The 25,541-nt window shown below is 56.1% G+C and carries 20 protein-coding genes; 3 read left to right on the forward strand and 17 right to left on the reverse strand.

The features are described 5' to 3' along the window. Positions 1-104 precede the first annotated feature (104 nt). The 3 genes from tsf to H8711_RS01250 form a co-directional block, all read right to left on the reverse strand. Complete coding sequence (gene tsf, locus H8711_RS01240) at positions 105-1,034, reverse strand: translation elongation factor Ts (protein ID WP_249281712.1); 930 nt, start codon at positions 1,032-1,034, stop codon at positions 105-107. A gap of 146 nt (positions 1,035-1,180) precedes the next feature. Next, entirely contained in the window at positions 1,181-1,921 is a 741-nt protein-coding gene (gene rpsB / locus H8711_RS01245) for a 30S ribosomal protein S2 (protein ID WP_249281713.1), read from the reverse strand. A gap of 186 nt (positions 1,922-2,107) precedes the next feature. After that, positions 2,108-2,377 (reverse strand): YlmC/YmxH family sporulation protein, encoded by a 270-nt coding sequence (locus H8711_RS01250; protein WP_343274494.1) that lies wholly within the window; start codon positions 2,375-2,377, stop codon positions 2,108-2,110. A 181-nt stretch (positions 2,378-2,558) separates the two neighbouring features. On the opposite strand from H8711_RS01250, the gene sigG reads away from it, so the two are divergent. Continuing rightward, on the forward strand, positions 2,559-3,329 hold the full coding sequence (gene sigG, locus H8711_RS01255; RefSeq protein WP_249281715.1) for an RNA polymerase sporulation sigma factor SigG: 771 nt from the start codon (positions 2,559-2,561) through the stop codon (positions 3,327-3,329). 138 nt (positions 3,330-3,467) lie between these two features. Here the strand turns inward: sigG and sigE are convergent, their stop codons facing one another. From sigE to H8711_RS01285, 6 genes are all read right to left on the reverse strand, one after another. Then, positions 3,468-4,208, reverse strand: coding sequence for an RNA polymerase sporulation sigma factor SigE (gene sigE, locus H8711_RS01260; RefSeq protein ID WP_249281716.1), 741 nt, complete (start codon positions 4,206-4,208; stop codon positions 3,468-3,470). A gap of 46 nt (positions 4,209-4,254) precedes the next feature. Further along, positions 4,255-5,175 (reverse strand): sigma-E processing peptidase SpoIIGA, encoded by a 921-nt coding sequence (locus H8711_RS01265; protein ID WP_249281717.1) that lies wholly within the window; start codon positions 5,173-5,175, stop codon positions 4,255-4,257. 623 nt (positions 5,176-5,798) lie between these two features. After that, entirely contained in the window at positions 5,799-8,192 is a 2,394-nt protein-coding gene (locus tag H8711_RS01270; RefSeq protein WP_249281718.1) for an endonuclease MutS2, read from the reverse strand. 43 nt (positions 8,193-8,235) lie between these two features. Next, positions 8,236-8,988 (reverse strand): DNA repair protein RecO, encoded by a 753-nt coding sequence (gene recO / locus H8711_RS01275; protein WP_249281719.1) that lies wholly within the window; start codon positions 8,986-8,988, stop codon positions 8,236-8,238. Continuing rightward, a complete protein-coding gene (locus tag H8711_RS01280; protein ID WP_249281720.1) occupies positions 8,942-9,118 on the reverse strand; it encodes a hypothetical protein in 177 nt (58 codons plus the stop codon). The genes recO and H8711_RS01280 overlap by 47 nt, the downstream gene beginning before the upstream one ends. A gap of 106 nt (positions 9,119-9,224) precedes the next feature. Next, positions 9,225-9,608, reverse strand: coding sequence for a metal-dependent transcriptional regulator (locus tag H8711_RS01285; RefSeq protein ID WP_249281721.1), 384 nt, complete (start codon positions 9,606-9,608; stop codon positions 9,225-9,227). Between the two features lie 164 nt (positions 9,609-9,772). Here H8711_RS01285 and H8711_RS01290 point away from each other — a divergent pair, with 164 nt between their 5' ends. Beyond that, positions 9,773-10,513: a MerR family transcriptional regulator gene (locus tag H8711_RS01290; RefSeq protein WP_249281722.1), complete on the forward strand. Its 741-nt coding sequence runs from the start codon at positions 9,773-9,775 to the stop codon at positions 10,511-10,513. 279 nt (positions 10,514-10,792) lie between these two features. Here the strand turns inward: H8711_RS01290 and H8711_RS01295 are convergent, their stop codons facing one another. The 8 genes from H8711_RS01295 to H8711_RS01330 all read right to left on the reverse strand — a co-directional run bounded on the left by H8711_RS01295 (position 10,793) and on the right by H8711_RS01330 (position 24,188). Next, entirely contained in the window at positions 10,793-18,628 is a 7,836-nt protein-coding gene (locus H8711_RS01295; protein ID WP_249281723.1) for a glycoside hydrolase family 9 protein, read from the reverse strand. 498 nt (positions 18,629-19,126) lie between these two features. Continuing rightward, positions 19,127-20,026 (reverse strand): GTPase Era, encoded by a 900-nt coding sequence (gene era, locus H8711_RS01300; RefSeq protein ID WP_249281724.1) that lies wholly within the window; start codon positions 20,024-20,026, stop codon positions 19,127-19,129. Positions 20,027-20,045: 19 nt separating this feature from the next. After that, positions 20,046-20,591 (reverse strand): GNAT family N-acetyltransferase, encoded by a 546-nt coding sequence (locus H8711_RS01305; RefSeq protein WP_249281725.1) that lies wholly within the window; start codon positions 20,589-20,591, stop codon positions 20,046-20,048. 10 nt (positions 20,592-20,601) lie between these two features. Next, the gene (locus tag H8711_RS01310; RefSeq protein ID WP_249281726.1) at positions 20,602-21,102 is read right to left on the reverse strand and encodes a diacylglycerol kinase family protein; all 501 of its coding nucleotides are present in this window, start codon (positions 21,100-21,102) and stop codon (positions 20,602-20,604) included. Continuing rightward, a complete protein-coding gene (gene ybeY, locus H8711_RS01315) occupies positions 21,095-21,598 on the reverse strand; it encodes an rRNA maturation RNase YbeY (protein ID WP_249281727.1) in 504 nt (167 codons plus the stop codon). Before ybeY ends, H8711_RS01310 begins: the two co-directional genes overlap by 8 nt. Before the next feature lie 24 nt (positions 21,599-21,622). Further along, entirely contained in the window at positions 21,623-22,591 is a 969-nt protein-coding gene (locus H8711_RS01320; protein ID WP_249281728.1) for a PhoH family protein, read from the reverse strand. A 99-nt stretch (positions 22,592-22,690) separates the two neighbouring features. Then, positions 22,691-23,875, reverse strand: a complete 1,185-nt coding sequence (yqfD, locus tag H8711_RS01325; protein WP_249281729.1) for a sporulation protein YqfD — start codon at positions 23,873-23,875, stop codon at positions 22,691-22,693. A 13-nt stretch (positions 23,876-23,888) separates the two neighbouring features. Next, a complete protein-coding gene (locus tag H8711_RS01330; RefSeq protein WP_249281730.1) occupies positions 23,889-24,188 on the reverse strand; it encodes a YabP/YqfC family sporulation protein in 300 nt (99 codons plus the stop codon). Positions 24,189-24,348: 160 nt separating this feature from the next. Between H8711_RS01330 and H8711_RS01335 the strand changes: the two genes are divergently transcribed. After that, complete coding sequence (locus H8711_RS01335; RefSeq protein ID WP_249281731.1) at positions 24,349-25,479, forward strand: hypothetical protein; 1,131 nt, start codon at positions 24,349-24,351, stop codon at positions 25,477-25,479. Positions 25,480-25,541: the final 62 nt, after the last annotated feature.

A 25,541-nucleotide genomic window follows, 5' to 3' on the forward strand; every position in this document is an offset into this window, starting at 1 on the left:
CTTTTCGCATATTTTATACAAAATAGCGTCTTCCTCTAAAAAGAGCGCCGAAACCGTCCCATTGCGGGATAGCTCCGGCGCCCTCTTCACAGCTCAATACAAAATTATTTCATCATGCTGGCAACTTCATCTGCGAAATTGTCCTCTCTCTTCTCCAGGCCCTCGCCCTTCTCAAAACGAACAAAGGATTTGACAGCGATTTTGCCACCGAGCGCCTTCGCGGTATCCGCAACAAACTGCCCCACAGAGACATCGCCGTTCTTAACAAACGCCTGATCGATCAAGCAGTTCTCTTTGTAGAACTTTTTGATCTTGCCTTCGACCATCTTCTCGATGACCTGGGCGGGTTTATTTTTGGTCTTCTCGTCGTTCTGAATCTGCACCATCATGATCTCTTTTTCTTTCGCAACCACTTCGGCGGGAACCGACTGCTCGTCCAGATAAAGGGGCGAGATGGCGGCAATCTGCATCGCGACATCCTTCGCCATCGCCTTGAACTCGTCCTTGCCGACGAGCTCAGCGGGCTCAACTTCAAAATCAACCATGACGCCGATTCTGCCGCCGCCGTGGATATAGGTGACCAGATCGCCTTCATAGCGGACAAAGCGGCGAATCTTCATGTTCTCGCCGATGGTCAGGATCTTGTCGCGCAGCTCCTCTTCCACCGTGGCGTCCATGCCGGAAATTTTGCAAGCCAGCAGCTCCTCAACCGTGGCGGGGTTCTGCTCTGCAACCGTCTTGGCGCAAGCCTCGACGAACGCGAGGAATTTATCGTTCTTTGCGACGAAATCGGTCTCAGCGTTCACTTCGATGATAACGCCGATCTTCTTCGCCTCATCCACATAGGAAAGGACAACGCCCTCCGCAGCGATGCGCCCCGCTTTTTTCGCCGCAGCCGCCAGGCCCTTTTCCCGCAGCAGCTCAATCGCCTTATCCATATCGCCGTTCGCCTCGGTGAGCGCTTTTTTGCAATCCATCATTCCGCAGCCGGTTCTCTCGCGAAGCGCCTGCACGTCCTTTGCTGTAAAAGCCATGTTAACATTCCTCCTAGTAAGTTTTTTCACAATTAGTTTTCTCTTTCATATCCCAAAAATGCCCGGGCAGCTGGCACGGGCATTGGGTAACGCGAAGGCTCGGCTTCACAGCCCAGCCCCGCACATGCGTCAAAAGGATTTCAGCTTTATTCCGCGTCGGTCTCCTCGATCTTATCGGTGGCATCGACATCGGCAACAGCGGTGCTGCCCTGACGGCCTTCGATGATCGCATCGGCCATGGTCTGCGCGATCAGCTTGACTGCACGAATCGCGTCGTCGTTGCCGGGGATCACATAGTCGACCTCATCGGGATCGCAGTTGGTATCGACGATCGCCACGACGGGGATGCCCAGTTTTTTCGCTTCGGAAACCGCAATTTTCTCTTTGCGCGGGTCAACGACAAACATCGCGCCCGGGAGTTTTTTCATCTCTTTGATACCGCCCATAAACTTCTCGAGTTTTTCAATCTCAAGCTCGAGTTTGATGACCTCTTTTTTGGGCAGGCGGTCGAAAGTGCCGTCTTCTTCCATCTTACGCAGCTGCGCAAGGCGCGCAATTCTGCGCTGGATGGTCTTGAAGTTGGTGAGCATACCGCCCAACCATCTCGCGTTGACATAGTGTGCGCCCGAGCGCTCAGCTTCTTCGCGGATGGAATCGCCGGCCTGCTTTTTGGTGCCGACAAACAGCACCTCGCCGCCCTCGGCCGATACCTCGCGCACGAACATGTAGGCATCCTCCAGCTTTTTCACCGTCTTCTGAAGATCGATGATGTAGATGCCGTTGCGCTCGGTGAAAATGTAGGGCGCCATTTTGGGGTTCCAACGTCTGGTCTGGTGGCCAAAGTGCACACCGGCCTCCAGAAGCTGTTTCATGGATACGACTGCCATAATAATTTCCTCCTTCGGTTTGTACCGCCGCCCGGTCTTTGCATCCTTACCACCGCCTTGTAACCGACGGCACCACGCGCGGATGCGACCGAACGTGTGTCATATTTTTGCTGAATTAGTATACCACGGATCGGATAGTTTGGCAAGTATTTTCTGCGATTTTGCTGTTTTCATACGCTTTCCGCCTCAATTCCAGAGTTTATCGAAGAATTTCTTCTTTTTGGGCGGATATTTGTGGTCGTAACACACCAAGATGGTATCTTCCCCGATCACTTCAATGTTATCCCAGGGGATAATCACATCGTCCTCCCGCCCGAGCAGGCCGAACAGCTTCGCATGGCCGAAGATCACAATACACAGGACCCGCGCGGAACAGGTGTCGATCTCGATGTCGTTGACGCAACCCAGGCGGCACCCATCCTTGATGTTGATCACATCCCGATAACGTAAATCCACCACTCTGCACTGCACAAGCATCACCTCACCTTTTCCTAAAGTGTATGCGCTGTTCTGTACAAAAAGATTTTGTCCTGAGAAAAAATTGCCAGAGCGTGCGTTGTATGAAAAATCCCAATCGCCCCCATACTGAGTTTGTGACCGTCGCACGGCCGCAAATGAAGCAACAGGAGTGGTTTTGATGTATCTGAACAAGGTCGAAATCTGCGGGGTCAACACGGCGAAGTTGCCCACATTGAAGGAATCAGAGACACGGGAACTGCTCAAAAAGGCGCAGGATGGCGACCGCGCCGCGCGGGACAAGCTGATTCAGGGCAATCTGCGGCTGGTGCTCTCGGTGGTGCAGAAATTTGCCAATCGGGGAGAAAATATGGACGATTTGTTCCAGGTGGGCTGCATCGGCCTGATCAAATCGATCGACAATTTCAATCTCGATCTGGATGTGCGCTACAGCACTTACGGCGTCCCGATGATCATCGGCGAGATCCGCCGCTATCTGCGCGACAACAACTCGATTCGCGTCAGCCGGTCGCTGCGCGACACCGCCTACAAGGCGATGCAGACCAAAGAGATGCTGACCAACCTTCACTCCAAGGAACCCACCATTGAAGAGATCGCAGAAACAATGGGGATGAAAAAGGAGGACGTGGTGCTGGCCCTCGAGGCGATTGTGGAACCGGTCTCGCTGTTTGAGCCGGTCTACTCCGATTCGGGCGACACGATCTATGTGATGGACCAGGTTGGAGACAACAATGACGACAACAACTGGCTGGACGAGATTGCGCTCAAAGAGGCGATTTCTGCTCTCAATGAACGGGAAAAACGGATTTTGTCGCTGCGCTTTTTTAAGGGCAAAACCCAGATGGAGGTGGCGGCCGAGGTGGGCATCTCCCAGGCTCAGGTCAGCCGTCTGGAGAAGGGCGCGCTCGCCAAAATCAAAAAGGATATTTGACCGTGACAGCTTTTTCTGACAACTGACAATCTGTTGCGCATGTTGAAGCAATCGATCATATTAATAAGTATCTAAACACATTTCATTATTGGCACGACGAATAAAAGGGTCCCGGATTGATTCCGGGACCCTTCTGATTTATGCGATTCGCTCCAACTCCTTTTTCAGCCGTTTAATAATCCTTTTTTCTAAGCGTGATATGTAGGACTGAGAAATGCCGATTTTATCCGCCACCTCCTTTTGCGTATGTTCCACACCGTCGAGCAGACCGAAGCGAAGCTGCATGATGCTGCGTTCCCGATCGGAGAGGCGATTGACCGCCTCATGTAAAATGCTCTTCTCCACGTCGCTCTCGATGTTTTTATTCACGCTGTCGCTCTCGGTTCCCAGAATATCCGAAAGCAACAGTTCGTTGCCGTCCCAGTCGATGTTCAGCGGTTCATCAATCGACACCTCATTCTTGAGCCCCTGTGTCTTGCGCAAAAACATTAAAATTTCATTTTCAATGCACCGTGAGGCATAGGTGGCGAGCTTGATGTTGCGGCTGGGGCAAAACGTATTGACCGCCTTGATCAGCCCAATCGTCCCGATTGAAATGAGATCCTCGACCCCGACGCCGGTGGACTCAAATTTGCGGGCGATGTATACCACCAGCCGCAAATTGTGGGTGATCAGCGTCTGCCGCGCCTCGCCGTCGTTGCGTTCCAGCCCATCGAACACCTTTGCCTCCTCCTCCCGGGTGAGGGGCGGCGGAAGGCTCTCCGGCCCGTTGATGTAGAATACATCCTGTTCTTCGGGCCACAACACCCGAATTAGCCGCCCGATCCAGGTGTCCTGCCACCTCCATTTCGACCGTCCAATTTCCAAACTCCGCTCCATCTACCACTACCCCTTCTCCGTCGATTTTCTCTATGTACCGCTTTCGCTACCCCACTTTTGCCTTCTGACCCCGGCTCTGCGGCGCATAGTCGAGCGGCAGCATATCGGGGCTCAGCAGGATGTCGTAATCTCCTTTGCAGAGCCTCTGCTGCGACACCGCAATGTAGACATTCTCTACCGGATAAAGCAGGCTGCCGCCCTGCAACACCATTTTGTCGGGGCGGAATGCGGGCAGGATTCCGCTGAACCCCACCGTATGATAGGGGATCAACTTAAAATGATTGGCTGTGCGCGCTGTGACCAAATTCTCCAGCCGCTCGAGGTCGACTGGTTGGGAAAACAGATCCAGCATACCCACCGGTAAAATTCCGCGGATCGCCTCAAAATCGCAGATCGCCACAGGGTAGCCGGTGTAGGCGTCCGTGAGGGTGTTTCCGGTATCCAAAAATCCGGTCAGCATCGTCTGTTTTTGTCCCAATTCGATGGTGACATAATACATGGTTTCGCCCACACTCCTCTTTTGATAAATTCTGGAAAACAATTCGGTCAACAGGTAGGCCGCCATGGTGTAACCAACCAGAGCCAGCGCTGAGATATCAAAATAGACGATCCCGTTGTAAAACACCATGCCCTTCGGTGCAAAAAATAGCCATAAGGCCAACATCAGGCCGGAAAAGAGAAAATTTACGGTGAAAAACACCAGATACTCGCGTACAAACAGCCGCAAGGTGCGATATGGAAATGCGATCAGCAGCATCCCCGCGGACATCAGCAGCTTGGACAGCAAAAGAATCCAGGGTGGAATTCCACGTACAAATAAAATCATGGCGTACACTGCGCCCGCCGCCGCGGAAAACAGGGCGCGCCAGCGGTGTTGTTCCCGCTTACACAGCCGGGCGGTGGCGAGCATCAGGAAATAGTTGACAATCAGGTTGATGCAAAAGAGGATATCCGCATAAACAACCATTTCCCCGCCCCGCTTTCCGCTTCCAGCGTTGTCCTCCGCCGATATTTCCAGTATAACGGCGGCGGCTCAGATTTTTGGTCGCTCGGTGTCATACAAAAATGTCTATTTCCGTCGCGTCGTGGCCAAGTCCCTCCTTGCACCCTTTCTCACAGCACCGCATAGACTGTTATTGTCCCCCAAGGATAAAAAACAAGTATGTGAAAGGCAGTGGATAATGAATGTGTAATCGTTGTAATTCTTGTGGTTGCGGCTGTGGCTGCTGTTGTGGCTGCGGTTGCAATAGAAATAACTCGGCCCTTGCCCGTGCGATCGCTGATGAGATTCTGGATAGAGCCTGCCGCTCTGAAGAGCGTGAAGGCAATGATTGTGGTTGCGGCTGCGGCTGTAACAACCGCAATTCTTCTAACGGTTTCTTCCCCAGATTCTGCTGGTGCAGCGACTGATTCCCGCGGCATAGAGCCGCGTTTCATATGATATCGCCCGGCACGGGCGTAAGTACCATGCCGCCCTCCGCACAGCGGGCTGAAGTCCGGGCGACGCGGCAACGCGTCAACTCAATCGACATGGTACAAAAAGGGAGCGCCGTTCCAAATGGAACGGCGCTCCCGCCTTGTATACTGCTTTTACTTAAGCTCCGCTATAGTGACTCCGTCTTCCCCTTCCCCATAAACCCCCAAGCGAAAGGTCTTGATGCTCTTGTTCTGCTTGAGGTCGCGGTGGACGGCGGCACGCAGCGCACCGGTGCCCTTGCCGTGTATAATGGTGATCGTCCCGAGGCCGGCGAGCACCGCGCCGTCGATAAACCTATCGAGCTCGATGAGCGCTTCTTCAGCCGTCATACCGCGCAAATCGAGTTCGTTTTTTCCGGTGCGCTCCGCGCGGCTGGTGATGTTCTTGCCGACGCTGCCCTTCTTGCCGCCCAGCGTCACCTTATTCTTGCGCTCGTCCAGACGCAGGCGGCTTTGCGCGACCTTGATCTTCATGATGCCGACCTGGATCATCACATTGCCCGCATTGTCCACGGGGGAAAGCACAGTGCCGTCCTTGCCCAGATCCACGATTGAGACGATATCGCCGCGCACCAGCTTACGCGGAAGGACATAGTCGTTCTCCCTCTCCTGCCGCACCGGATCAGCCAGCTCATACAGCTTGTTGATGCCGGCCTTCATCTGCGCCTTGGCCATCGCCGGCATGTTGGCATAGTGCTCGCTGTCCTTCTGCTTTTTGATCTCCTCAAGCTCGTCGACCAGCCGCTGCGACTCTACACGAACCTTGTCGATCAGCCGCTTCGCCTCGTTCTTGGCGCGCTCAATCTCCCGCTCCTTCTCCTTTTCCAGCTTCGCTTTATAGTCGGCGATCTCGCTCTTCATGCGCTCGGCCTGTTCCCGTATCTGCTGTGCCGCGTCCTTCTCTTTCTCCAAGCCCAGCCGGGTGTCCTCCAACTGGGAGACCACATCCTCGAAGCGGGTGTTCTCGTTGCTGACATGCTGTTTGGCCTGCTCGATGATGTAGGCGTCGAGACCGAGCCGCTCAGAGATGGCAAACGCATTGGAACGCCCCGGCACGCCGATCGACAGCCGGTAGGTGGGGCTGAGCGACTCCACGTCAAATTCGCATGATGCGTTCTCCACCCCATCGGTCTCCAGCGCAAAAACCTTGAGCTCCGCATAGTGGGTGGTGGCCGCGATCTTGGCGCCCTTCTCCCGCAGAGCCGAAAGGATGGCGATAGCGAGGGCTGCGCCCTCGATCGGGTCGGTGCCCGCACCCAGCTCATCGAGCAGCACCAGCGTCCTGTGGTCGGTGCGCTGAAGGATAGAGACGATGTTTGTCATATGCGCGGAGAAGGTGGACAGGCTCTGCTCGATGCTCTGCTCGTCGCCGATGTCGGCCAGCACATGATCGAACACCGACACCGTGCTGGAATCCGCCACCGGCAACATCAGGCCGCACATCGCCATCAGGGTGAACAGGCCCAGCGTTTTGAGCGATACCGTCTTGCCGCCGGTATTGGGGCCGGTGATCACCAGCGTATCAAATGCACCGCCCAGGCGGATGTCGGTCGGCACCACCCTGCCCTGATCGATCATGGGGTGGCGCGCGCGGCGCAGGTCTATGACAGCGTCGTCGGTGATGGTGGGCACGGTGGCCTTCATCGCCCGACCCAGACGCGCCTTGGCAAAGTACAGGTCGAGCTCCACCACCGTGTCGTAATCGGCACAGATCACATCTGCGCGCGCGCCCACCTCGGCGGACATCCCGGCGATGATGCGCTCGATCTCCTGCTGCTCCTTGTTTTGCAGCACACGAATTTCATTGTTCGCCTCCACCACCGCGATCGGCTCCACAAACAAGGTCGCACCGCTCGAGGAGGTGTCATGCACCATGCCCTTGATCTCGTTGCGGTACTCCTGTTTGACCGGGACGACAAAGCGGCCGTCTCGCATGGTGATGATGCTGTCCTGCAAATATTTCTGATAAGTCGGCGATTTCACCAGCTTGTCGAGCTGGGAACGCACCTTGAGCTCGGTGTTGCGGATGCTGCGGCGGATGCGCTGCAACTCGGGGCTGGCGGTGTCGGCGAGCTCCTCCTCCGAGAGGATGTTGTTGTTGATTATATCCTCCAGGTCGCGGTGGGGGGTCAGGCTCTCAAACATCGCATCCAGCGCGGTCTCCATATCGTCGCAGTTTTTGCGGTAAGACGACAGGTTGCGAATGGTGCGCAGTACATTGGAAATGTCCATCAACTCGCGCAGGTTGAGCAGCGCGCCCACCTGCGCCCGTTTGAGCATCCCCTTCACGTTTTTGATGTGCAGCACCGTGGGCATCCCGAACCGCAGGGCGAGCAAGTGCGCATCCTGCGTGTAGTGCATCTGCCGCACTGCCCTGGGGTAATCGGTCTGCGGCTCGATTTCGAGCGCCCGCGCGCGGCTTTCCTCGCAGCTGCAGCAGTCGGCGAGGCGCGCCAATATTTTATCCAGCTCGAGCGCCCGGTAATGTTTTTGGTCGTTTTGTTCCATCGTTTCACCTCAATCAGGTCGCAACGCGGCGCTGTAAAAAAACTTATCGCAGGCTTTTATAAAAATCCAACGTCGCGTAATTCTTTTCGGTTTGTTCGAGTAAATACCGTTCGGTCACGCTCCCCAGGCTGCGCAGCCCCTCTTGGGACAGGCCAAACTGGAACAGCCGCTCGAGCGGGCTGTAGAGGATATGCCGCATCGCGGCGAGAACCCCCTCCGGCAACGGTACGCGTTTCCAAGTATCCGGCTCATCCTGCGCGAGGCATTCGGCGCAGAGCAATTCCCCGTCTGTGAGCAACAGTGTCATGGGGCCGGCTTCATACCGGCCGCACGAACGGCAGGCGACAAGGTTGGGCATATAACCCGCCAGCGTGAGGGCACGCAGTTCAAACACCGGCTTTAAAAAGTCGGCGCTGCGCTTTCCCTTTTCCAATAGGAATAATGTGTTGAGCAGCAGGCGCAGGAAGTCCTCCGCGCCTTCGCTCTGCGGCGCGACCGTCGCGGTCAGCTCCGCAAAATATGTAGCGAGGGACAGCTTCTCCACGTCCTGGCGAAGTCCAAAGAACAAGTTTAAGCTGTCCGCATGATCGACGGTATAGCGATCTTTATTTTTAAATAGTACAAAAGAGGAGTAGCACAGCAGCTCTGTGGTGGGGGCCAGCCGGCTCTTCATTCGGTTCGCACCCTTTGCATAGGCGTGAATTACCCCGAGATCCCGGGAAAGCAGGGTGAGCAGGCGGTCTTCTTCCTCAATATTTCGGGTACCAATCACCACTGCCTGCGTAGTCATCTGCATCCGGGTCATCCTCCTGCGGAATGTTCTCGTCGTCATCGGCCCAGGCGCCGAGGGACTGGCGGTAGCTGAGATAATCGCTCACCCGGCCGGTGCGCAAAAACTGTTCCCATGCGTTCATCAAAGGATCCATAAGACGATACCTCCCGTTTCTAGCTTGCTATCAGTGTTGCCGCACCAGCCGCTGTTATGAACGGGAAAGGAATCCAAGCCTGCCAATTATTTTTACTTGACAGGCGTCAGCCGCCGTCTGGAATCTGCCCGCTGCGGGCATGTTCCTTGATCTTTTCAAACGATTCGTCGCTCAGGTCGTGCTCGATTTTGCAGGCGTCGTGCGCCGCCGTCTCAGGGGAGACTCCCAACCGCTCCAAAAATTGGGTGAGCAGGGTATGCCGTTCGTAGATGCGCTGCGCAATTTCCATGCCCGCGTCGGTGAGTTCAATAAACATCGACTCATCCATGGTGATATAGCCATTCTCGCGCAGCAGGGACATCGCCCTGCTGATGCTCGGCTTGGTAAAATTCATCCTCTGTGCGATGTCGATCGACCGCACCGCGCCCTTCTCCCGTTTGAGCACCAAAATGGTCTCCAAATAGTTCTCACCGGATTCCTGCATCTTCATGATCCATCGACCTCCGTTCCCAGATATCTGTCTCATTGTAACATACATCCGCCCGATTCTCAACCCGCGCGGATTGTCCCTGATGCGTTAAAAAATCAAAATTTCCGCTTGACCCTTACGCTGCGTTATAGGGTATGCTATACTCATCGAAGGAGATGAAGCGGATGAAACGAACGGTAAAACAGGTGGCCGACCTCTGCGGTGTCAGTGTGCGCGCCCTGCACCACTACGATCAGATCGGGCTGCTGCACCCAGCCGAAACCACCCCGGCCGGATATTGCCTCTACGGCGATGAGGAATTGGCGCGGTTACAGCAGATCCTGTTTTTTCGGGAATTGGAATTCCCGCTGAAGGAGATCCAGCGCATCTTGGACAATCCCTCCTTCGACGAACATGAGGCGCTCACCCGCCACCGCGCGCTGCTGATACTCAAGCGCGAACGGCTGAACGGGTTGATCCGCCTGGTGGACCAAACATTGAAAGGAGAAAGCGAAATGAGTTTTGCTGAATTTGATACGACGGAAATCGAAGCGGCGTGCGAGCGCTACGCCGACGAAGCTCGACAGCGCTGGAGCGGCACCGATGCCTACCGCGAAAGCGCCGAACGAACCAAACACTACCAAAAGGAGGATTGGGCGCGCATCAACGCTGAGGCCGATCAGTTCTACCGCGCGCTCGCCTCCCAGATGGGCCGCGCACCGAGCGATCCATCTGTACAAAAGCTGGTGAGCGATTGGCAGGCGCTGATCACCCGTTATTATTACCCCTGTACCGACGAAATTCTCGCGGGCCTGGGGGAGATGTACGTCGCCGACCGGCGCTTCACCGACAACATCGACCGGTATGCACCGGGCTTGGCCCGCTTTCTGAGCGACGCCATTGCAATCCACTGTGGACAAAATTAAATTCCCCCAAAAGCCCCCATTCTATGTTGGCCGCGGGATGGAACGGCCTACTATGGTCATTGACAACATCTAAAAAAGTGCATCAGAAGCAACGCCAACCATGGTTGGCGTTGCTTTTTGTCTATTGAAAAGCGCTGGCTCAGCCAACTATTTTCAATGGACAAAAAGGGGTTGCCCAACTGCACAATTATAAATTGCTATGGTTTCCCCTATAGAGCGGTTCCGGAGGCGCAGATAATTTGCGCCTCCGGAACCAACTATAAAAAAGAAAGGAGAAGGTTAATTATTGTGCTTTTTGCGAATTACAATCAGGGACACGCCGCCGATGGCAGCCGCCGCTGCGAGGACAATCACCACGATTGCCCAAATCGGCATGCCGGTTTCGGTGCCCACCGCGGGCGCAACCTGCGCCGCAGGGGCTTCCGGCTCAGCCGGGACCGTGGGCTCGATCACTGCGGGAGCCTCGGGTACCACGGGTTCCATCGGAATCGTCGCCTCGGGGGCAACCAGAACGGCTGCTTTGGGAGCTTCAGGAACTGTCGATTCAACCGGAATAGTAGCTGTCGGAATCTCCTGTCCTACTGGAGCTACCTCTCCACCTGTTTCCGGATTGACACTCTCGTTTCCTTTGCCGTTGTCTGCGGGGAGCTCCACGGCAGGCGCAGCCATAGCGATGATCTCATCCGCCGTGTAATAAACTGCCGCCGCGTTGTAACCCTTAAGGTTGGTGCCGTTGAGGACAACTTCTTTGTCCTTCACTGTGATTACGAGGTTGACGTTCTTGCCTTTGAGCACATCGATCACAACTGCGGAAACCATCTTGCCGTCTTCCAGCGTAGCGCTGATGGAATCCCCATCGGATGCTCCTGCGATCTTATCCTTTACATTGTCCCAACGCTCGTTGTCATCATCATTTTTCGCGGAGGAACCATTTCCGGACGGTTTGCTGGGTTTGGACTTCTCGGTAACGACTACCGAAATGGTCTTGGAACCTAACACAACGTCATCCTCGCCGTACCAGGTCACTGTGATCTCCGTCTCACCCTCACTCAGCGCGGAAACTGCAACGGCCGCGTCTTCTTCGACGCTTGCAGGATTCACCGAGACAACCTCTTCATCGGCAACTTCGATGTCGGCTTTCACCGCCTCGGAACCCATCGTCACATCAAAGGTCTCGGTCTCGCCTTTTTCAATTTTCAGGCTGGTTGTAGATACGTCATAGTCCGGCTCCGGCAAGGACTGATCGGTGACGACCACCGAAACGGTCTTGGAACCCAACACAACGTCATCCTCGCCGTACCAAGTCACTGTGATCTCCGTCTCACCCTCACTCTGCGCGGAAACTGTAACAGTTGCGTCTTCTTCGACGCTTGCAAGGTCGACGGAGGCGACCGCCTCATCAGCGACTTCGATGTCGGCTTTCACCGCTTCAGAGCCCATCGTCACGTCGAAGGTCCCGGTCTCGCCCTTCTTCATCTTCAGGCTGGTCTCAGATACACCATAATCGGGAGCCTCGCCGCCCACAGAGACTGCGATGGTGCGGCTGACAGTGAGGTCGCCATAGGTCACAGTGACCTCCAGATCAGCTTCACCCTTGCCTGCAATCGCGCCTTCATTGGTGATTACATCGGGATTGCTGGAAACAGCAGAAATCTTATAGCCATGCGGCGCGGAGATAGCATTGAAGTCGATATCTTCGGTGATGGCAGTCGGGAAGTCCTCAAAGATAACATTCGACGCATTGTCAAACGCATTCTTGAGCATATCCTCGTACGAAATGACCTCTTCGCCGTTGAGCTGAGTCACCGTGAGATACTCGCAGTAAGTATCGATGACAGGATTGTTGCTGTTCTTGGTCGCGAACAAACCGATCTGTGGATTGCTCAGCGCAGCAGTCACGGTGCCAACGGTGGTGTAGTTGATACCGTCTTTGGAGAAGGCACCGGTGTAGTTGTTGCCGTTCTTGGTGATCTTATAGTACAGCGTAATGGTGCCATCCTCGTCGGGCTGCATACCAACACTGCTGCTGGCTCCGGAGGAACCGCCGCTCTCAACACTGATCTGCGTGTTGATGCCGCCGCCCCAGCCGCCGGGCTGGCAGTTTAGCTTGACATAGTTGTCCTCATCCTGCCATACCATCATCATAATCTGCTGGTAGGTGGCCAGAGGCACGTTGGTGTCATAGAAGACCTTGCTGACAATTTCCCAGTCGCCGCCAGCGGGACGGGTAAATGCGTTGTTCCAGTTGCGGTTGGTGCTGTAGATGTCACCCTGCAGAGTGGGCAGTCTCAGTCCGACGCCTCTGACGAGCGAATACTGTTCGGGATCCTCGTTGTGGATGGTCCACAGGTCGTCCATGGTGCCGTCCACGAAGGAGTCAGACAACGGGGTGACCTCAAAGTACACGCTGTAGGTCACATTGGTCGTATCGGAGGATACTGTGGCGGTCGCGACACCCGGAATGCCCTCGGCCTGCTCGATGCTCACCTGAAGTTTATCGGAAGCGGTGGCCGAGATCTGCGGCGCCGCATCGCTGGCCTCGCTGAAGCACAGATGGTAGGCAAAGGTGTTCGCATCGAATCCCTCCAAAGGAGCGCCGTCGATCAACAGGGAGGTCAGTCTGGGCTTGGACATATCATAATTCTTTTCAAACGGTTCACAAAGAAGCTGATCGTTTTCATCCTTAAAGGATACCTGATAAGAATAGTCCTCCAACGGATACTGGCTCAGATCAGTCTGAAAGCTCTCTTTCCATCTGCTGAACTTCGGAAGATCGAACTGGAGGGACTCGCTCGTAGCCAGAGTGCCATCGTTGGCGTAGATTTCCAGGGTCGCACGACCCGCGATGCCCTCGGCCTTGTTGTTGATAACTTCAACGGAGATCTTGTCGCCAAAGTCAACATCGTACTCCACGTCGTCCGAAGCAAACTTGGAAGCGCCGTTGGCGAGGACAATCCACTTGGCTGCGGTATCGATGACATATTCGCTCTCGAACCACAGGAAGCCGAAGTCATCAAGCGCTTCGGGGAAGTCCGGGCTGATGTTGACATAACCAGGAACGATGCCGCCGGCGATGTAGTATCTGTCGGCGCGGTTGCTGCCGTAGGCAACTTCCACAGACTTGGTGCCGACGCCGGACAGCCAGGAAGTATCGTTGTAAGCGTGTTTACCAAGGATGTAGTCCATCACGCGGAAGGTGTATTCCGAGCTGACAACATCCGGGAAGTACTTGTGGAGCATGGACATGGTCACGCCCATCGAAACAACGTTGGTCGAGCCGCCCCACATGCCGCGGGTATCGGATACGCCGAACGGATTGTTCTCCACAGTGCCGTCGAAATACTTGGTATATTCCGCAGCAGCAGCCTTTACACGCTCTGCAAAAGCTTCATCCATGTACGGAATCAATCTGGCAGCCATCCAGCCATTGCTGCCAAACGAGGGAGAAAACCATCCGGCGGGCTCGATTACCATCACGGAATCCATCAAAGCGAGAACACGGTCTTTATAAACCTGCTCGCCATCGGTTGCAATGGTCAGCTCCACAGCGGCAGCCCAGTCGTTGGCGCCAGTGGTGTGATCTTCTTCGTTCCAAACAGCGATTGCGGTATCCAGGCAGGTATCCGCTAGCTCGTCGTCAAAGCCTCTGAGCGCCTTAGAGGCAGCTGCCAGTGAAGCGGCGGCGCTGAGCTGGAGTCTGCTGTTTTTGGTGCCTGCAAACGCCAATCTGTCGTCCATCTTGCCGGATCGCAGGCCGTCGACCTCATCCTCAGCAAGGCTGGAATCATAAAACTTGTTGTCGGTGTCCTTGGAGCCGTCGCCCAGGTGGGTGTACTGACGCAGCGAAGGAACCTCCAGAACCGGGAACACAAAACCGACATTTTCAAGCTGGCCCAGAATTTGCAGGACGCCCTGCTTGACCTGCTGTTGAATATCGGGGATGCCATCCGGACGATGCAGTTCCACATCGCGCGCGTCCCAATCAACCGCCAGGGTATCGTAGTCCACGCCGTACTCGTTGTAAGCCAGCGCCAGATCCAGGATCACGCCCAGGTTTCTGGAGGTCTGAATGTCGAAGTCGCCAGCATCGTACCATCCGCCGACATTCAGGCCGGGGATGTGCTCGTAGGGCTCATAGCCGGATTCAATGGTGTCGCCCATGCTCCAGCCGTCGAACCACTTCATGTTTGCAGGAGCCTGGAGCGCGTCGTCCATATGGGAGGGCGCATGCCAAATCTTGTAGCCCTCACGAACCTTCATATGATCCATCTGAACGGCCAGATAGTTGCTCAGGGATTGCTGCCAGGTGTTGGAATAGACGCCCTTGGCAATCGGGAAGGGCTCGGTGCGGGTGCCCGCGTAGTCGATGACGTACATACCGGGTTCCGTAACTTCAGAGAAATCGAAGTCTCTGTAATTGTATCTCAGCCAGGTGGACGCCTCGCCGAGTTTGCCGGAGAACACCTCAGTGTAGGTGCCGTCGTCGTTCAGGCGCTCAACAGAAGCTGTGTCAGGGCCGACAAACTCGGGATCGAGCTCGATTGTGGCCACTTTGGACAGTGCGGGCTCGTAACCGGCTTGGTTGTGGCCAATGTTGGGCTCGCGGGTCCAATCGTCCTCAACATCGGGGCTGATGTGCCACACGATTTCGGTTGCATCCTCGGGGATGAGGGTGCGCAGGACAAACCAGCCGTTCTGTGCGCGGTTGCGTCCGTCGAACAGCATCAGGTCACCGCTATCAGACGTGATGCGGATGCGGTTCTCGTCGTCCTCCGCGGCAAAGGTCATCTTCTTACCGGTGGCAAAGGGCAGAGGCTGCGCATCGCCGCGATCCTCGTTCCAGTCTTTTACATACCAGAGCTGATCGCCGGTTCTGGCTCTCTCCATATCCACCATGTCGTCCTCGGGTACGAGCGGGAACACGCCATAGCTGTCGTATTTGCCGTCGCCGTCGGAATCGGCCTGGAAGCTCTTGCCGATGAATGCGGAGGGAATGAACTCCAGGTTGAAGCCCGCCTTACCGACCAGATCCTCGGGAAGCGGTTTGTCGAGCTTGACGGTCAGCTTGACGCCGCCCGCTTCCGGCTCAGCAATCAGCTCATAATCCACCGCGGGATTTCCCGTTGTGGACTCCTCGGGGAAGGTCATATCGACCGTGATGGTATCTGTTGCTTCATCAAAGGTGCGGCTGTTACGCACGGGAGCGGGAGTAGCATCCCACTGCTCGGGGGTGGGCAGCAGGTGGATATCACCGTTGGTAGCAATGCGGCGGCCGTTCTGAATCAGCTCGATACCCGCGCAGTGCTGATCGCCAAAGGTGCGGTCAAACGTGGTGCTGTACATAAACACGTTGAAACCGTTGGTCTCCAGATATCCGTCGTCGCCTACCTTTTTGATGTTCATCATAAAGTCGTTGTAGAAATCCTTGGTCTCAGCCTGCTCAGGCTCCTGCTCGGCCTGTGCAATCAGGCTGGCAGCCATACCGGCGGAAATCCACTGCGACTGATAGTTGATGATCGACTCATTTTCGAACCACAGGAAGCTGAAATCATCCAGAGATTCCACATAGTCCGGGTTAAAGGTGATGTGGCCGGGCAGGATAGAACCGGGGATGTAGCTCTCGTCGCCGCGGTTGCTGTTGTAGGGATGCTGATGGGACTTGGTGCCCACGCCGGTCAACCAGGAGGTGTTGTTGGCGGGGTGACGGCCCAGGATGTAATCCACAGCGCGCAGCGTGTAGAGCTTCAGGTTCTCCACTTCGGGGAAGAACTTGTACATGATGCCCATACGCTGACCCAGCGAGATGATGTTGGGACTGCCGCCCCAGCCGGAGCCGGTGGTCCACTGTACGCCGTACGGGGTGTCGTAGTTGACCGAAGCCGCGTACTGAGTGACAGCGTCTTCAACCTTCGCTTTGTAGGCATCGTCCATGAGATCCATGATGAACATAGCGTTGTATCTCGAGGACATGTTGTTGGGAGTGACGGCCTGATCCACCAAGTCGGTCAGACGGGCCTTGAAGGATTCGTATTCTTTCTCCATGCCGTACGCCTTGGTCATCAGCATCAACTGAACCAGGGTGTTCCACTCGGTGTTCAGATTGGGCTCCTGGTTGGAGCGCTCTTTCTCCCAAATTTCCAGCACGGCCTTCTTGCAGCGCTCCGCCAGTTCAGGGTAGTAATCCTTGAGCAGGTAAGCCGCGCCCGCAAAGTTGGCGGTATTGTTGCCGGTGAGATTGCTGGTGAAGCTGCCGCCGCCGCCCGAAAGCAGGAGATAGCGGTCGTCCGGCTTGCCCGAGTAGACGACGCCGTCGCGCTCGATAATCTCATTTTCATCCAGATCGGGGTCGTAGATGTAACCGTCGGTGTCGGAGGAGGGATCGCCCAGGTGCGTGTACTGTCTGAGAGTACGCACTTCCATGGTGCCGCCTACGCCGCCCAGGTTCTCATACTGCGCCAAAATCTGTTTGGAACCGTGCGCAATCTGCTGGATGACATCGGGGATGCCATCCGGACGGTGCATCTCAACGGTACCGCCGGTTTTGTCGTCCCACTCGACGGTGAGGGTATCGTGGCCTTCCATGTTGTCAAACGCCTCGGCCGCATAGATAAGGTCTTCGAGAACTTCGATGTTTCTATTGGTTTGAATATCGAAGTCGCCCGCGTCAAACCATCCGCCCACGTTCAGGCCAGGAATATGCTCCCCGGGTTCGATGCCTCTTTCGGCAATGGAGGCGGGCATGCTTCCGGGCATACTCATACCGTCAAACCAAGACACACCTAGGGGGCCGATGCTGGCGTCGTCCATATGCGGAGCGCCGTGCCAGATGCGGTAGCCTTCGCGGACCTCAATGTGATCCATCTGGACCGCGAGGAAGCCGCTCAGCGCAGACTGCCAGGACTTGTCGTAGACATCCTTGCCGATCGGGAACACTTCGGTCTCCTGATCGCCGTAGCGGATGACGTACATACCGGCTGTGGTATAATCGGTGAAGTCATACCGCGCATATTTAAAGCGCTGCCAGTTAACCGGCTCGGTGAGGGAACCCGTATGTACCACTTCTTTGGTGCCATCCGCGTGGACCTGTACCAGGGAAGCGGTGGTCGGGTAATCGTTGTCCCACTTATCGAGCTCCATTACCGCGAATTTTTCCTGGTAGGGGGAATAACCCGCCTGGCTGAAGCCGACAACAGGCTCGCGGACCCAGCCCTCCTTGACGTTCGGGCGGATGTTCCATTCGACGATGGTGTCGCCAGCCTTGCCCGATGTGATCAGGTTGCTGAGCACATACCAGCCGTTCTGGCCCCTGTTGCGGCCGTCGAACAGCTCCAGCTCGCCGGAGTTCGATTCGATGTTGATGTTGTAATACTCATCTTCAGGGGCGAACGAGAACTCATAACCGGTTGCAAACGGGAGCGGCTGCGCGTCGCCCCTGTCCTCGTTCCAATCCTGCACATACCACGCCTGCGAGGGCAGGTCTGCACGCTCGGAGTCTTCCATATCATCCTGGGGATGCAGCGGGAACACGCCGAAGGTGTCGTATTCGCCGTCGTCGTCGCCGTCGGCCTGGAAGCTCTTGCTTTGGTATTTAGAGGGGATGAATTCCAGGTTGAACCTCGCCTTGCCGACCAGATCCGCCGGGATATCCGTGGTCAGTACGACCTTGAGCTGCACACCGTCTTCGGTTGGGGTGGCAACCAGATCATACCCAAGTTTACCGTCCGGGCTGCCGTTGAAGGTCATCGGCACCGTGATGGTATTGGTTTCGTCGTCATATTGTTTGGTGCCTCTCGACGGGGCCGGGGTGGCATCCCACTGCTCGGGGGTGGGCAGCAGATGGATGTCGCCGTTTGTGGCGATGCGGGAACCGTGCAGGGACAGCTCAATACCGCCCATGTGCTGGTCGCCGAACGTTCCAGAGAACGTATTGTTGTACATGATGACGTTGAACGCGTTGGAATCCACTGTTGTCAGGTACCTGTTGTTGCTGGTGTCGCTGAAGACAAGAAAGCTGTCATTTTCAGCCGCGGATGCAACTAAAGCACCGCCGGGTGCAGTCCCAAATACCATGGAAGCCGCCAAAACAATGGACAATAGCCTCTTTTTTATTGACATTCAGTTGACCTCCTCTTTCCTAATTTTTTAACATCTCTGAGCTTTTCTTACCTCACTGTCTGCCAAAAACAGCCAAAAACCGATCCCATGCCGATACTACCAGCGGAACCGACCATTCTTTTGCTTTTTCTGCCACCTCCTCCTTAAAGTTTCCCTGTCTGGTGTTCTTTCCTATGTCAGTTCCCCTCCAATCTCGCTTTGTGCCCGAGCACAAAATATTAAATAAAAAACACTAAACAGCTTGTATTAAATAAACCAAAATCACTTTTTTCATACAGAATATTATTTATTTCGTGCTCGTGCACAAATTTTTTCAAAAACGTATATATATATATATATATATATTGTCCCAAAAAATCAATAGGTTTTTTGCATAAATTTTTGTCAAATTTTTTGTGATGATAAATGAGTAAAGACGCGCCCCACCCGCCAAACAGCTTTTTCACTGTTTTGGGGGAAGGGCGCGTCTTTCGCCAATAGTCGTCCTGTTATGACTGATTATTTGTAACCCATGTTGCGAATTTGAACCTCATTGTTGCGCCAGTCCCTTACCTTTACCCACAGGCGCAGATTGAGCTTGATGCCGAGGAACCGTTCGGCGTCCACACGGGCCTGGGTGCCAATTTTTTTGAGCATCGCGCCGCCCTTGCCGATCAGCATCCCCTTGTGGCTGTCCCGCTCGCAATAAATGGTCGCGTCGATATCCGCGAGCTCCTCACCCTCAGCATTGGTCCGTTCCTTCATATTTTCGATCACCACCGCGACCCCGTGGGGGATTTCATCCTGCATGTTGCCGAGCACCTTCTCGCGGATGATCTCCGAGACGATCACCCGCTCCGGCTGGTCGGTCATCGCGTCGTCGTCGAAAAAGTGCGGACCCTCCGGCGCATAACTCTCGATCTTATCGAGCAGGATATCGACCCCTTCTCCGGTGCGCGCAGAAACCGGGATGATCGCCTCAAAGTCCATCTCCTGCGAAAATGCGGCGATTTTGGCCATCATCTGTTCCTTTTGTGCGAGCAGGTCGATCTTGTTGATCACCAGGATCACTGGAACCTTTGCGGATTTGAGGCGAGCCACCAGGTCGTGCTCCGCGCGGGTGATCTCGCCGGTGGGTTCGGTGACCAGTACGCCGATATCCACATCCGCGACCGACTCGTTCACCTGCTTGACCATATACTCCGACAGCTTGGTGCGGGGCTTGTGCATACCCGGCGTATCGATAAACACCAACTGCACGCCGCCCCGCGTCACAATACCGATGATCTTGTTGCGCGTAGTCTGCGGTTTGGGGGACACGATCGCCACCTTTTCCCCCACAAAGCGATTCATCAGGCTGGATTTGCCGACGTTGGGCCGCCCCACGATCGCGACAAATCCCGAATAACTCTTCTCCATCTTGATTCTATATCCACCCTTATTTCCAATTTTGCCGGTAGCGCAGATCGGTCAAGGGGACGCCGGCCAGCTCCACTGTACAGGTCGCCCCGTCATCCGACCAGCCGTTGCTCTCATAAAACCGGCGCGCGGGGAGGTTCTCCCGCAGCACCCAAAGAAAGCCCCCTTCACAGCTGGCGGCGCTCAGCTCAGCCGCCGCGTGGCGCAGCATCGCCCCGCCGCAGCCGCGCCGCCACGCATCGGGACGCACATAGAGCGAGACCACCTCGCCCCAGCCGTCCAGCACCTGTGCCGCGGCCGACACCAGACACCCGGGCAACTCCCGCCTCTGGGAGACGCGGTAAACCACGCCGCCCACCGGAGTGCCGTCCAAGTAAGCCGCCGCGACCGAAACCTCCGGGTCGTCGATCCAACGCCCCAGGGCCTCTGTCCAATGGCTGTCCGGCAGCTCGTCCAAATAATGCTGCGGCACCATTCCCCGGTAAGCCTGTCTCCAGCTCGCAGCATAGATGCGGCTGATCGCCGCAGCCTCTTCCCTTTTTGCGGTGTGGATGTCGAGCCTCATGGCGCGCCCCCTATCGTTCGCTTTTTTGCCGGGCCAACCAGCGCCAAATGCGGACCGGTCCGATAAAGATAAACGCCAGCGCGAGCGGGATGGAAAACAGAAACAATCCGCCCCACACCGGATTGGCGCACAGGGTCTGTCCAATCTTCAAAAGCACTGCCGGCCGCCAGAACAGCAAGAGGCCGATGACCAGCGCAAAAATGGCGCAGACCAACACCGCCCCGGCCGCGACGTCCTTGGCGATGCGGGCGAGGCTGTTATAAGCGGGGGATTCCAGATTCACCAAAACCTCCACAGCGGTATTCACCATCTCCATGGCAACGACCAGGGCGATGGCGCAGATCATCAATGCAAACTGCGCCACCGACAGGTCGTAAAACCGGCTGAACACCACGATATAAGCCGCGGTGACAAGGTGGATGCGCATATTGCGCTCATTGTTGACGCAGTAGGCCACCCCGCGGGCCGCGTAGCGAAAGCTCGCAATCAGGCTTTTTACCTGGTTACTCATTCCCCATCACATAGCTGGCGTCCCGCTGTAGGCCCAACCGGGAGAGCACCTCTTCTTCCTTCTCGCGCATCCGCACCGCCTCCAGGCCGCCCTGCTCGTGGTCGTAGCCCAGCAGATGCAGCATCGAATGCACCGTGAGAAACCCGATCTCGCGGCTGAAGGAATGGCCGTAATTCTTGGCCTGCTCCACCGCCTTCTCCACTGAAATGGCGATGTCGCCCAGAATGGCCGCGCCGGTCTCCTGGTTGGTATCGAATACGCCGTTCTCCCCCATCGGGAAGGAGAGCACGTCGGTTTCGCGGTCGATGTTGCGGTATTCCGCGTTGAGCTCCCGAATCTGCTTGTTGTTGAGGAAGCTGACGCTCACCTCAGCGGACCCGGTCATGCCCTCCAAATCCAGCACCGCATGGCAGCAGCGGCGGATCAGCAGGCGGGTGCCGGTGGGGATTTTGACTTCTTTCTGGCGGTTGGTGATGTACACTTTAACACTATCCATAGGCTTGGCCCCGATAATTGCAGGTTATCGAAACCTTTTTCCCTCCTCATAATATTTTTCATAGGCCTTGATGATCTGTTGCACCAGACGGTGACGCACCACATCCTTCTCGGTGAAACGGATGATGGCGATATCATCGATGTTTTTCAGGATTTTTGTCGCCTCAACCAATCCGGATTTCCGGCTGTCCGGCAGGTCGATTTGGGTGACGTCGCCCGTGATGATCGCCTTGGAGTTGAACCCGAGACGGGTCAAAAACATTTTCATCTGCTCTGGGGTGGTGTTCTGCGCCTCGTCCAAAATGATAAAGCTGTCATCCAGGGTGCGCCCGCGCATATACGCGAGCGGCGCCACCTCGATGTTGCCGCGCTCCACATACTTTTGGTAGTGGTCCGCGCCCAGCATGTCGAACAGAGCGTCGTACAGCGGCCGCAGGTACGGGTCCACCTTGTTTTGCAGGTCGCCCGGCAGGAAGCCCAATTTTTCACCGGCCTCCACCGCCGGGCGGGTTAAAATGATCTTATTGATCTCATTCGCGCGGAACGCCTTGACCGCCATGGCCACCGCGAGGTAGGTCTTGCCGGTGCCGGCCGGCCCCACCCCCAGGGTGATGGTGTTCTTGCGAATGGCCTCCACATAGTGCTTCTGACCCAACGTTTTGGCCTTGATCGGCCTGCCCTTGGCGGTGATGCACACGAGGTCGTCGGCCAGATTGGCCACCTGCCCCTCGTTGCCCTCCGCCACCAGGTCGATGATATAGCGCACATTCTGGCTGGTGAGCGCTTCCCCTTTGTTGAGCAGCTCCAGCAGGCTGCGGATGGCCCGCTGCGCCGCCGCTACCCCCTCCGGTTCGCCGCTCACCTTTACCTGGGTGCCACGGTTGATGATATCGACGTGGTACTCCTGCTCCAAAATCCGGATGTTTTCATCGAAGCTGCCAAACAGCTCCAGCGTGTGCTCCATCCGGTCGACATCGACGAATTGTTCGATCATACATTCCAAATCCTTTTTCTTGTTTATCCACAAAATTTAATAAAAATTTTGTACTTTTTGCTATACAACACATATTATAGCATTTTTATGTCTAAAGTTCTATTGATTTATTAAAATTTCTTGTTCTTTTGCGATATCAATATTGCACAGATATTTCGTCGATAATTTATAGCAATTGTCCAAAATCTGTCCTTCTATCTCCCGTTCAACGATTTCAGCGCCCTCCAGCTCCTCCTTTTCCCGTTCCTCCAGTGTTTTTTGTGCCTCAATGAGCGCCTGTTCCTCGGTCAAAGGCTCCTGTTCCATCACATAAAAATTGTAAGTTTCGTCGATCAGCGTCATAGGGAGCGGGATGCCGAATAGGGAAAGCGGGACGGTCTCACGCTGCAAATCGTATGCCACCTTGTAGGGGTGATAGATGAACAACGGCAGATCGACACCGAACATCCGCAGATAGCGCCGGTGGCTCACCTTGCCGGTCGGCGTTTTGATCTCCTTCACCATTGGCTGTTCGATTGTGATCTCGTAATCGGTCTGTGCGATGATCTTGGCTCGTGCGTGCTTATAAGTAGCCTGCCCCTTTTTGTCCTCGATGATGCCGCTGACGATCACATCGCCCTCTTTGACTGTGTCGCCGACCCGGAGCACGCTCTGCCCCTCGTACACCTCCATGTAGGTAATCAGTCCGGTGCGCTTGGCCACCACATTGCAGGGCACGTCGTGGTCGGGGAACATCTCAGGCGCCATCACCCGCTCGCGCACCTCGACCGTCGCGGTGCTGCCGTCGATGTTCACCGCAATCCAAGAAAGCTGCTGGATGCGCAGCAGGGCGGACCGCTCGGTCTCCCGCACGTCGATCTTGCCCCGGAAGGTACCGGTTTTGAGCCCCAATTCGTCCAAGGTTGAAAGGATCTGCTCAGTCGGAACCTCCTCGTTGCCCACCACCTCGATGCGCCAGATAAACTGGCCCATCACACACAGGAACAACAGGAAAAACACCACGCCCGCCAGCAGGCCAACCCGCCGGTGGTAGCGCTTGACCTTGAAGGGCGCGCCGTGGCGTTCGCGCACCCGCAGCCGCACCCCGGTCTTTTTGGCATAGGGACGCAGGCTCTTGTAGGAGCGCACATCGGTACAGGCGGTCAACGTAGTCTCGCGCCGGTGCACATCCCAGATGTTGACCCCCTTGCGCACCACCATGTTGAGAAACCGCTCCAAAAACACGCCGGTGGCGGTGAACCGGACATATCCCTTGAAATAGCGCAGCAGCTTGACGATAAACAATGCAAACTTCCCCTCACACGATAAATTCGATGCCCAAGATGAACCCCTGCACAATCACGCTCTCACCCGTCATGCACTTGATCTCGAGATTGCGCCCTGTGAACTGCACCATCATCTGGTTGAGGTTCAGCCGGATCAGGCTGGAATCATACTCCAACACGCCGCCGCATCCCTCCACCACCGCCTCGCGGTTGCTGGAGAGCGATATCTGTGAAAAATCGGAAAAGACTCCCTCAGGCATATCAAAGGCGCGCGCCAGAAGCGACGGCTTTTCCGCTTCGGGCTCCTGCGCCCTGTTCCGCTTTTTTCTCATACGGTTCGTCCTTTCTGTCTGCAAAATCTTGTAGTATTCATACATATGCGGCAAATGCGGCGGATAGGACGCGACCCCGACCGGTTTATCCGCACACCCCGAAAGTTTTCAAATAAGACAACCTCCCACGCTCATATTCTGATAGCAGGAGGGTGATCACATGCGATTGGAAAAAACCAAGGAACATGGCCGTCTGGGCGCGCTTCTGCTGACCGGCGGATGCGCCCTTTTGGCCGTGGCGCTGCTGCGCGGTGCGCAGGTGGCCGGAGAGGGTGTGCGTGAGGGGCTGCGCCTGTGCGCCGATGTGGTCATCCCGTCGCTGTTCCCCTTTATGGTGCTGGCGGGATTTCTGGCCACCAGCCGGGCCTCGGTGGTGCTCAACCAGGTCCTGTTGCCCCTCACCAAGCTGCTGCGCCTGCCGACACAGGCCGCCTCCCCCCTGCTCATGGGGCTGATCGGCGGCTATCCCGTGGGCGCGCGCACCCTGTCGGTCATGGTGAGTCAGCGCCGCATCTCCCAGCGGGATGCGTCCCGCCTGCTCTGCTTTTGCGTCAATGCAGGCCCGCCCTTTTTGCTCTGCGCAGTGGGCGTGGGGATGTTCGGTTCCCTCCAGTTGGGCGCCCTGCTGCTCGCAGCGCAGGTGGGCTCGTCGCTGCTCATCGGCCTTGCGATGGGCCTGTTCGCCCGGAGGCAGGGCGAGGACAGCGGCGGCGCGCGGGAGGGATTCCGCCCTTACAGCGTCTGCTTTGTACAGTCGGTCACCGACGGATGCAGCGGCATGATCAACATCTGTGCATTTGTGGTGCTGTTTTCCGCTATCACTGCGCTGCTCTCCGCTTCAGGCGCGGTTGAGACGGCCGGACAACTGCTGACCCAGTGGTTCCCCGCGCTAGATGCGGGCTTTCTGGAATCGGCTTTTTTCGGCGTTTTGGAGGTTACCACCGGGTGCCGGGCGCTCGCTGCGCACGGCCACGCCGGGCTGCTCGCCGCCGCCGCGCTGCTCTCCTTTTCAGGGCTGTCGGTGATCTTTCAGGTGTTGGCCGCGGTTCACGGCAGCGGGATCGACACCAGGCCCTTTCTGATCTCTCGACCGGTTCACGCGGCGGTCACGCTGGGGCTGTTCTGCCTGTTGCTCCGGCTGTTCCCGCAAGCTCTGACGGTTTGGAGCGGCCTCTCCCATCCGGCGCAGGTCACCGCGGGCCCGCTCGGCGGTTCAGCCAGTCTGCTGCTGATGTGCGCCGTCTTTTTGATCGGTTTTCAGGGACCGGCACAGCACATAAAGAAATCTTAACGACTTTCGGAATTGCCAGACGCACCGCGCGATGGTACTATAATAATAAGATAAAATAATAC

The sequence above is a fragment of the Ligaoa zhengdingensis genome (genome assembly GCF_014384885.1).
Taxonomy (GTDB): Bacteria; Bacillota; Clostridia; order Oscillospirales; family Ruminococcaceae; genus Ligaoa; species Ligaoa zhengdingensis.

Bases quoted from the DNA above. Each gene is read 5' to 3' on its own strand.
- tsf (WP_249281712.1), bottom strand. From the start codon at position 1,034: ATGGCTTTTACAGCAAAGGACGTGCAGGCGCTTCGCGAGAGAACCGGC.
- rpsB (WP_249281713.1), bottom strand. From the start codon at position 1,921: ATGGCAGTCGTATCCATGAAACAGCTTCTGGAGGCCGGTGTGCACTTT.
- sigG (WP_249281715.1), top strand. From the start codon at position 2,559: ATGTATCTGAACAAGGTCGAAATCTGCGGGGTCAACACGGCGAAGTTG.
- sigE (WP_249281716.1), bottom strand. From the start codon at position 4,208: ATGGAGCGGAGTTTGGAAATTGGACGGTCGAAATGGAGGTGGCAGGAC.
- H8711_RS01265 (WP_249281717.1), bottom strand. From the start codon at position 5,175: ATGGTTGTTTATGCGGATATCCTCTTTTGCATCAACCTGATTGTCAAC.
- H8711_RS01270 (WP_249281718.1), bottom strand. From the start codon at position 8,192: ATGGAACAAAACGACCAAAAACATTACCGGGCGCTCGAGCTGGATAAA.
- recO (WP_249281719.1), bottom strand. From the start codon at position 8,988: ATGCAGATGACTACGCAGGCAGTGGTGATTGGTACCCGAAATATTGAG.
- H8711_RS01280 (WP_249281720.1), bottom strand. From the start codon at position 9,118: ATGGATCCTTTGATGAACGCATGGGAACAGTTTTTGCGCACCGGCCGG.
- H8711_RS01285 (WP_249281721.1), bottom strand. From the start codon at position 9,608: ATGAAGATGCAGGAATCCGGTGAGAACTATTTGGAGACCATTTTGGTG.
- H8711_RS01290 (WP_249281722.1), top strand. From the start codon at position 9,773: ATGAAACGAACGGTAAAACAGGTGGCCGACCTCTGCGGTGTCAGTGTG.
- H8711_RS01295 (WP_249281723.1), bottom strand. From the start codon at position 18,628: ATGTCAATAAAAAAGAGGCTATTGTCCATTGTTTTGGCGGCTTCCATG.
- era (WP_249281724.1), bottom strand. From the start codon at position 20,026: ATGGAGAAGAGTTATTCGGGATTTGTCGCGATCGTGGGGCGGCCCAAC.
- H8711_RS01305 (WP_249281725.1), bottom strand. From the start codon at position 20,591: ATGAGGCTCGACATCCACACCGCAAAAAGGGAAGAGGCTGCGGCGATC.
- H8711_RS01310 (WP_249281726.1), bottom strand. From the start codon at position 21,102: ATGAGTAACCAGGTAAAAAGCCTGATTGCGAGCTTTCGCTACGCGGCC.
- ybeY (WP_249281727.1), bottom strand. From the start codon at position 21,598: ATGGATAGTGTTAAAGTGTACATCACCAACCGCCAGAAAGAAGTCAAA.
- H8711_RS01320 (WP_249281728.1), bottom strand. From the start codon at position 22,591: ATGATCGAACAATTCGTCGATGTCGACCGGATGGAGCACACGCTGGAG.
- H8711_RS01330 (WP_249281730.1), bottom strand. From the start codon at position 24,188: ATGAGAAAAAAGCGGAACAGGGCGCAGGAGCCCGAAGCGGAAAAGCCG.
- H8711_RS01335 (WP_249281731.1), top strand. From the start codon at position 24,349: ATGCGATTGGAAAAAACCAAGGAACATGGCCGTCTGGGCGCGCTTCTG.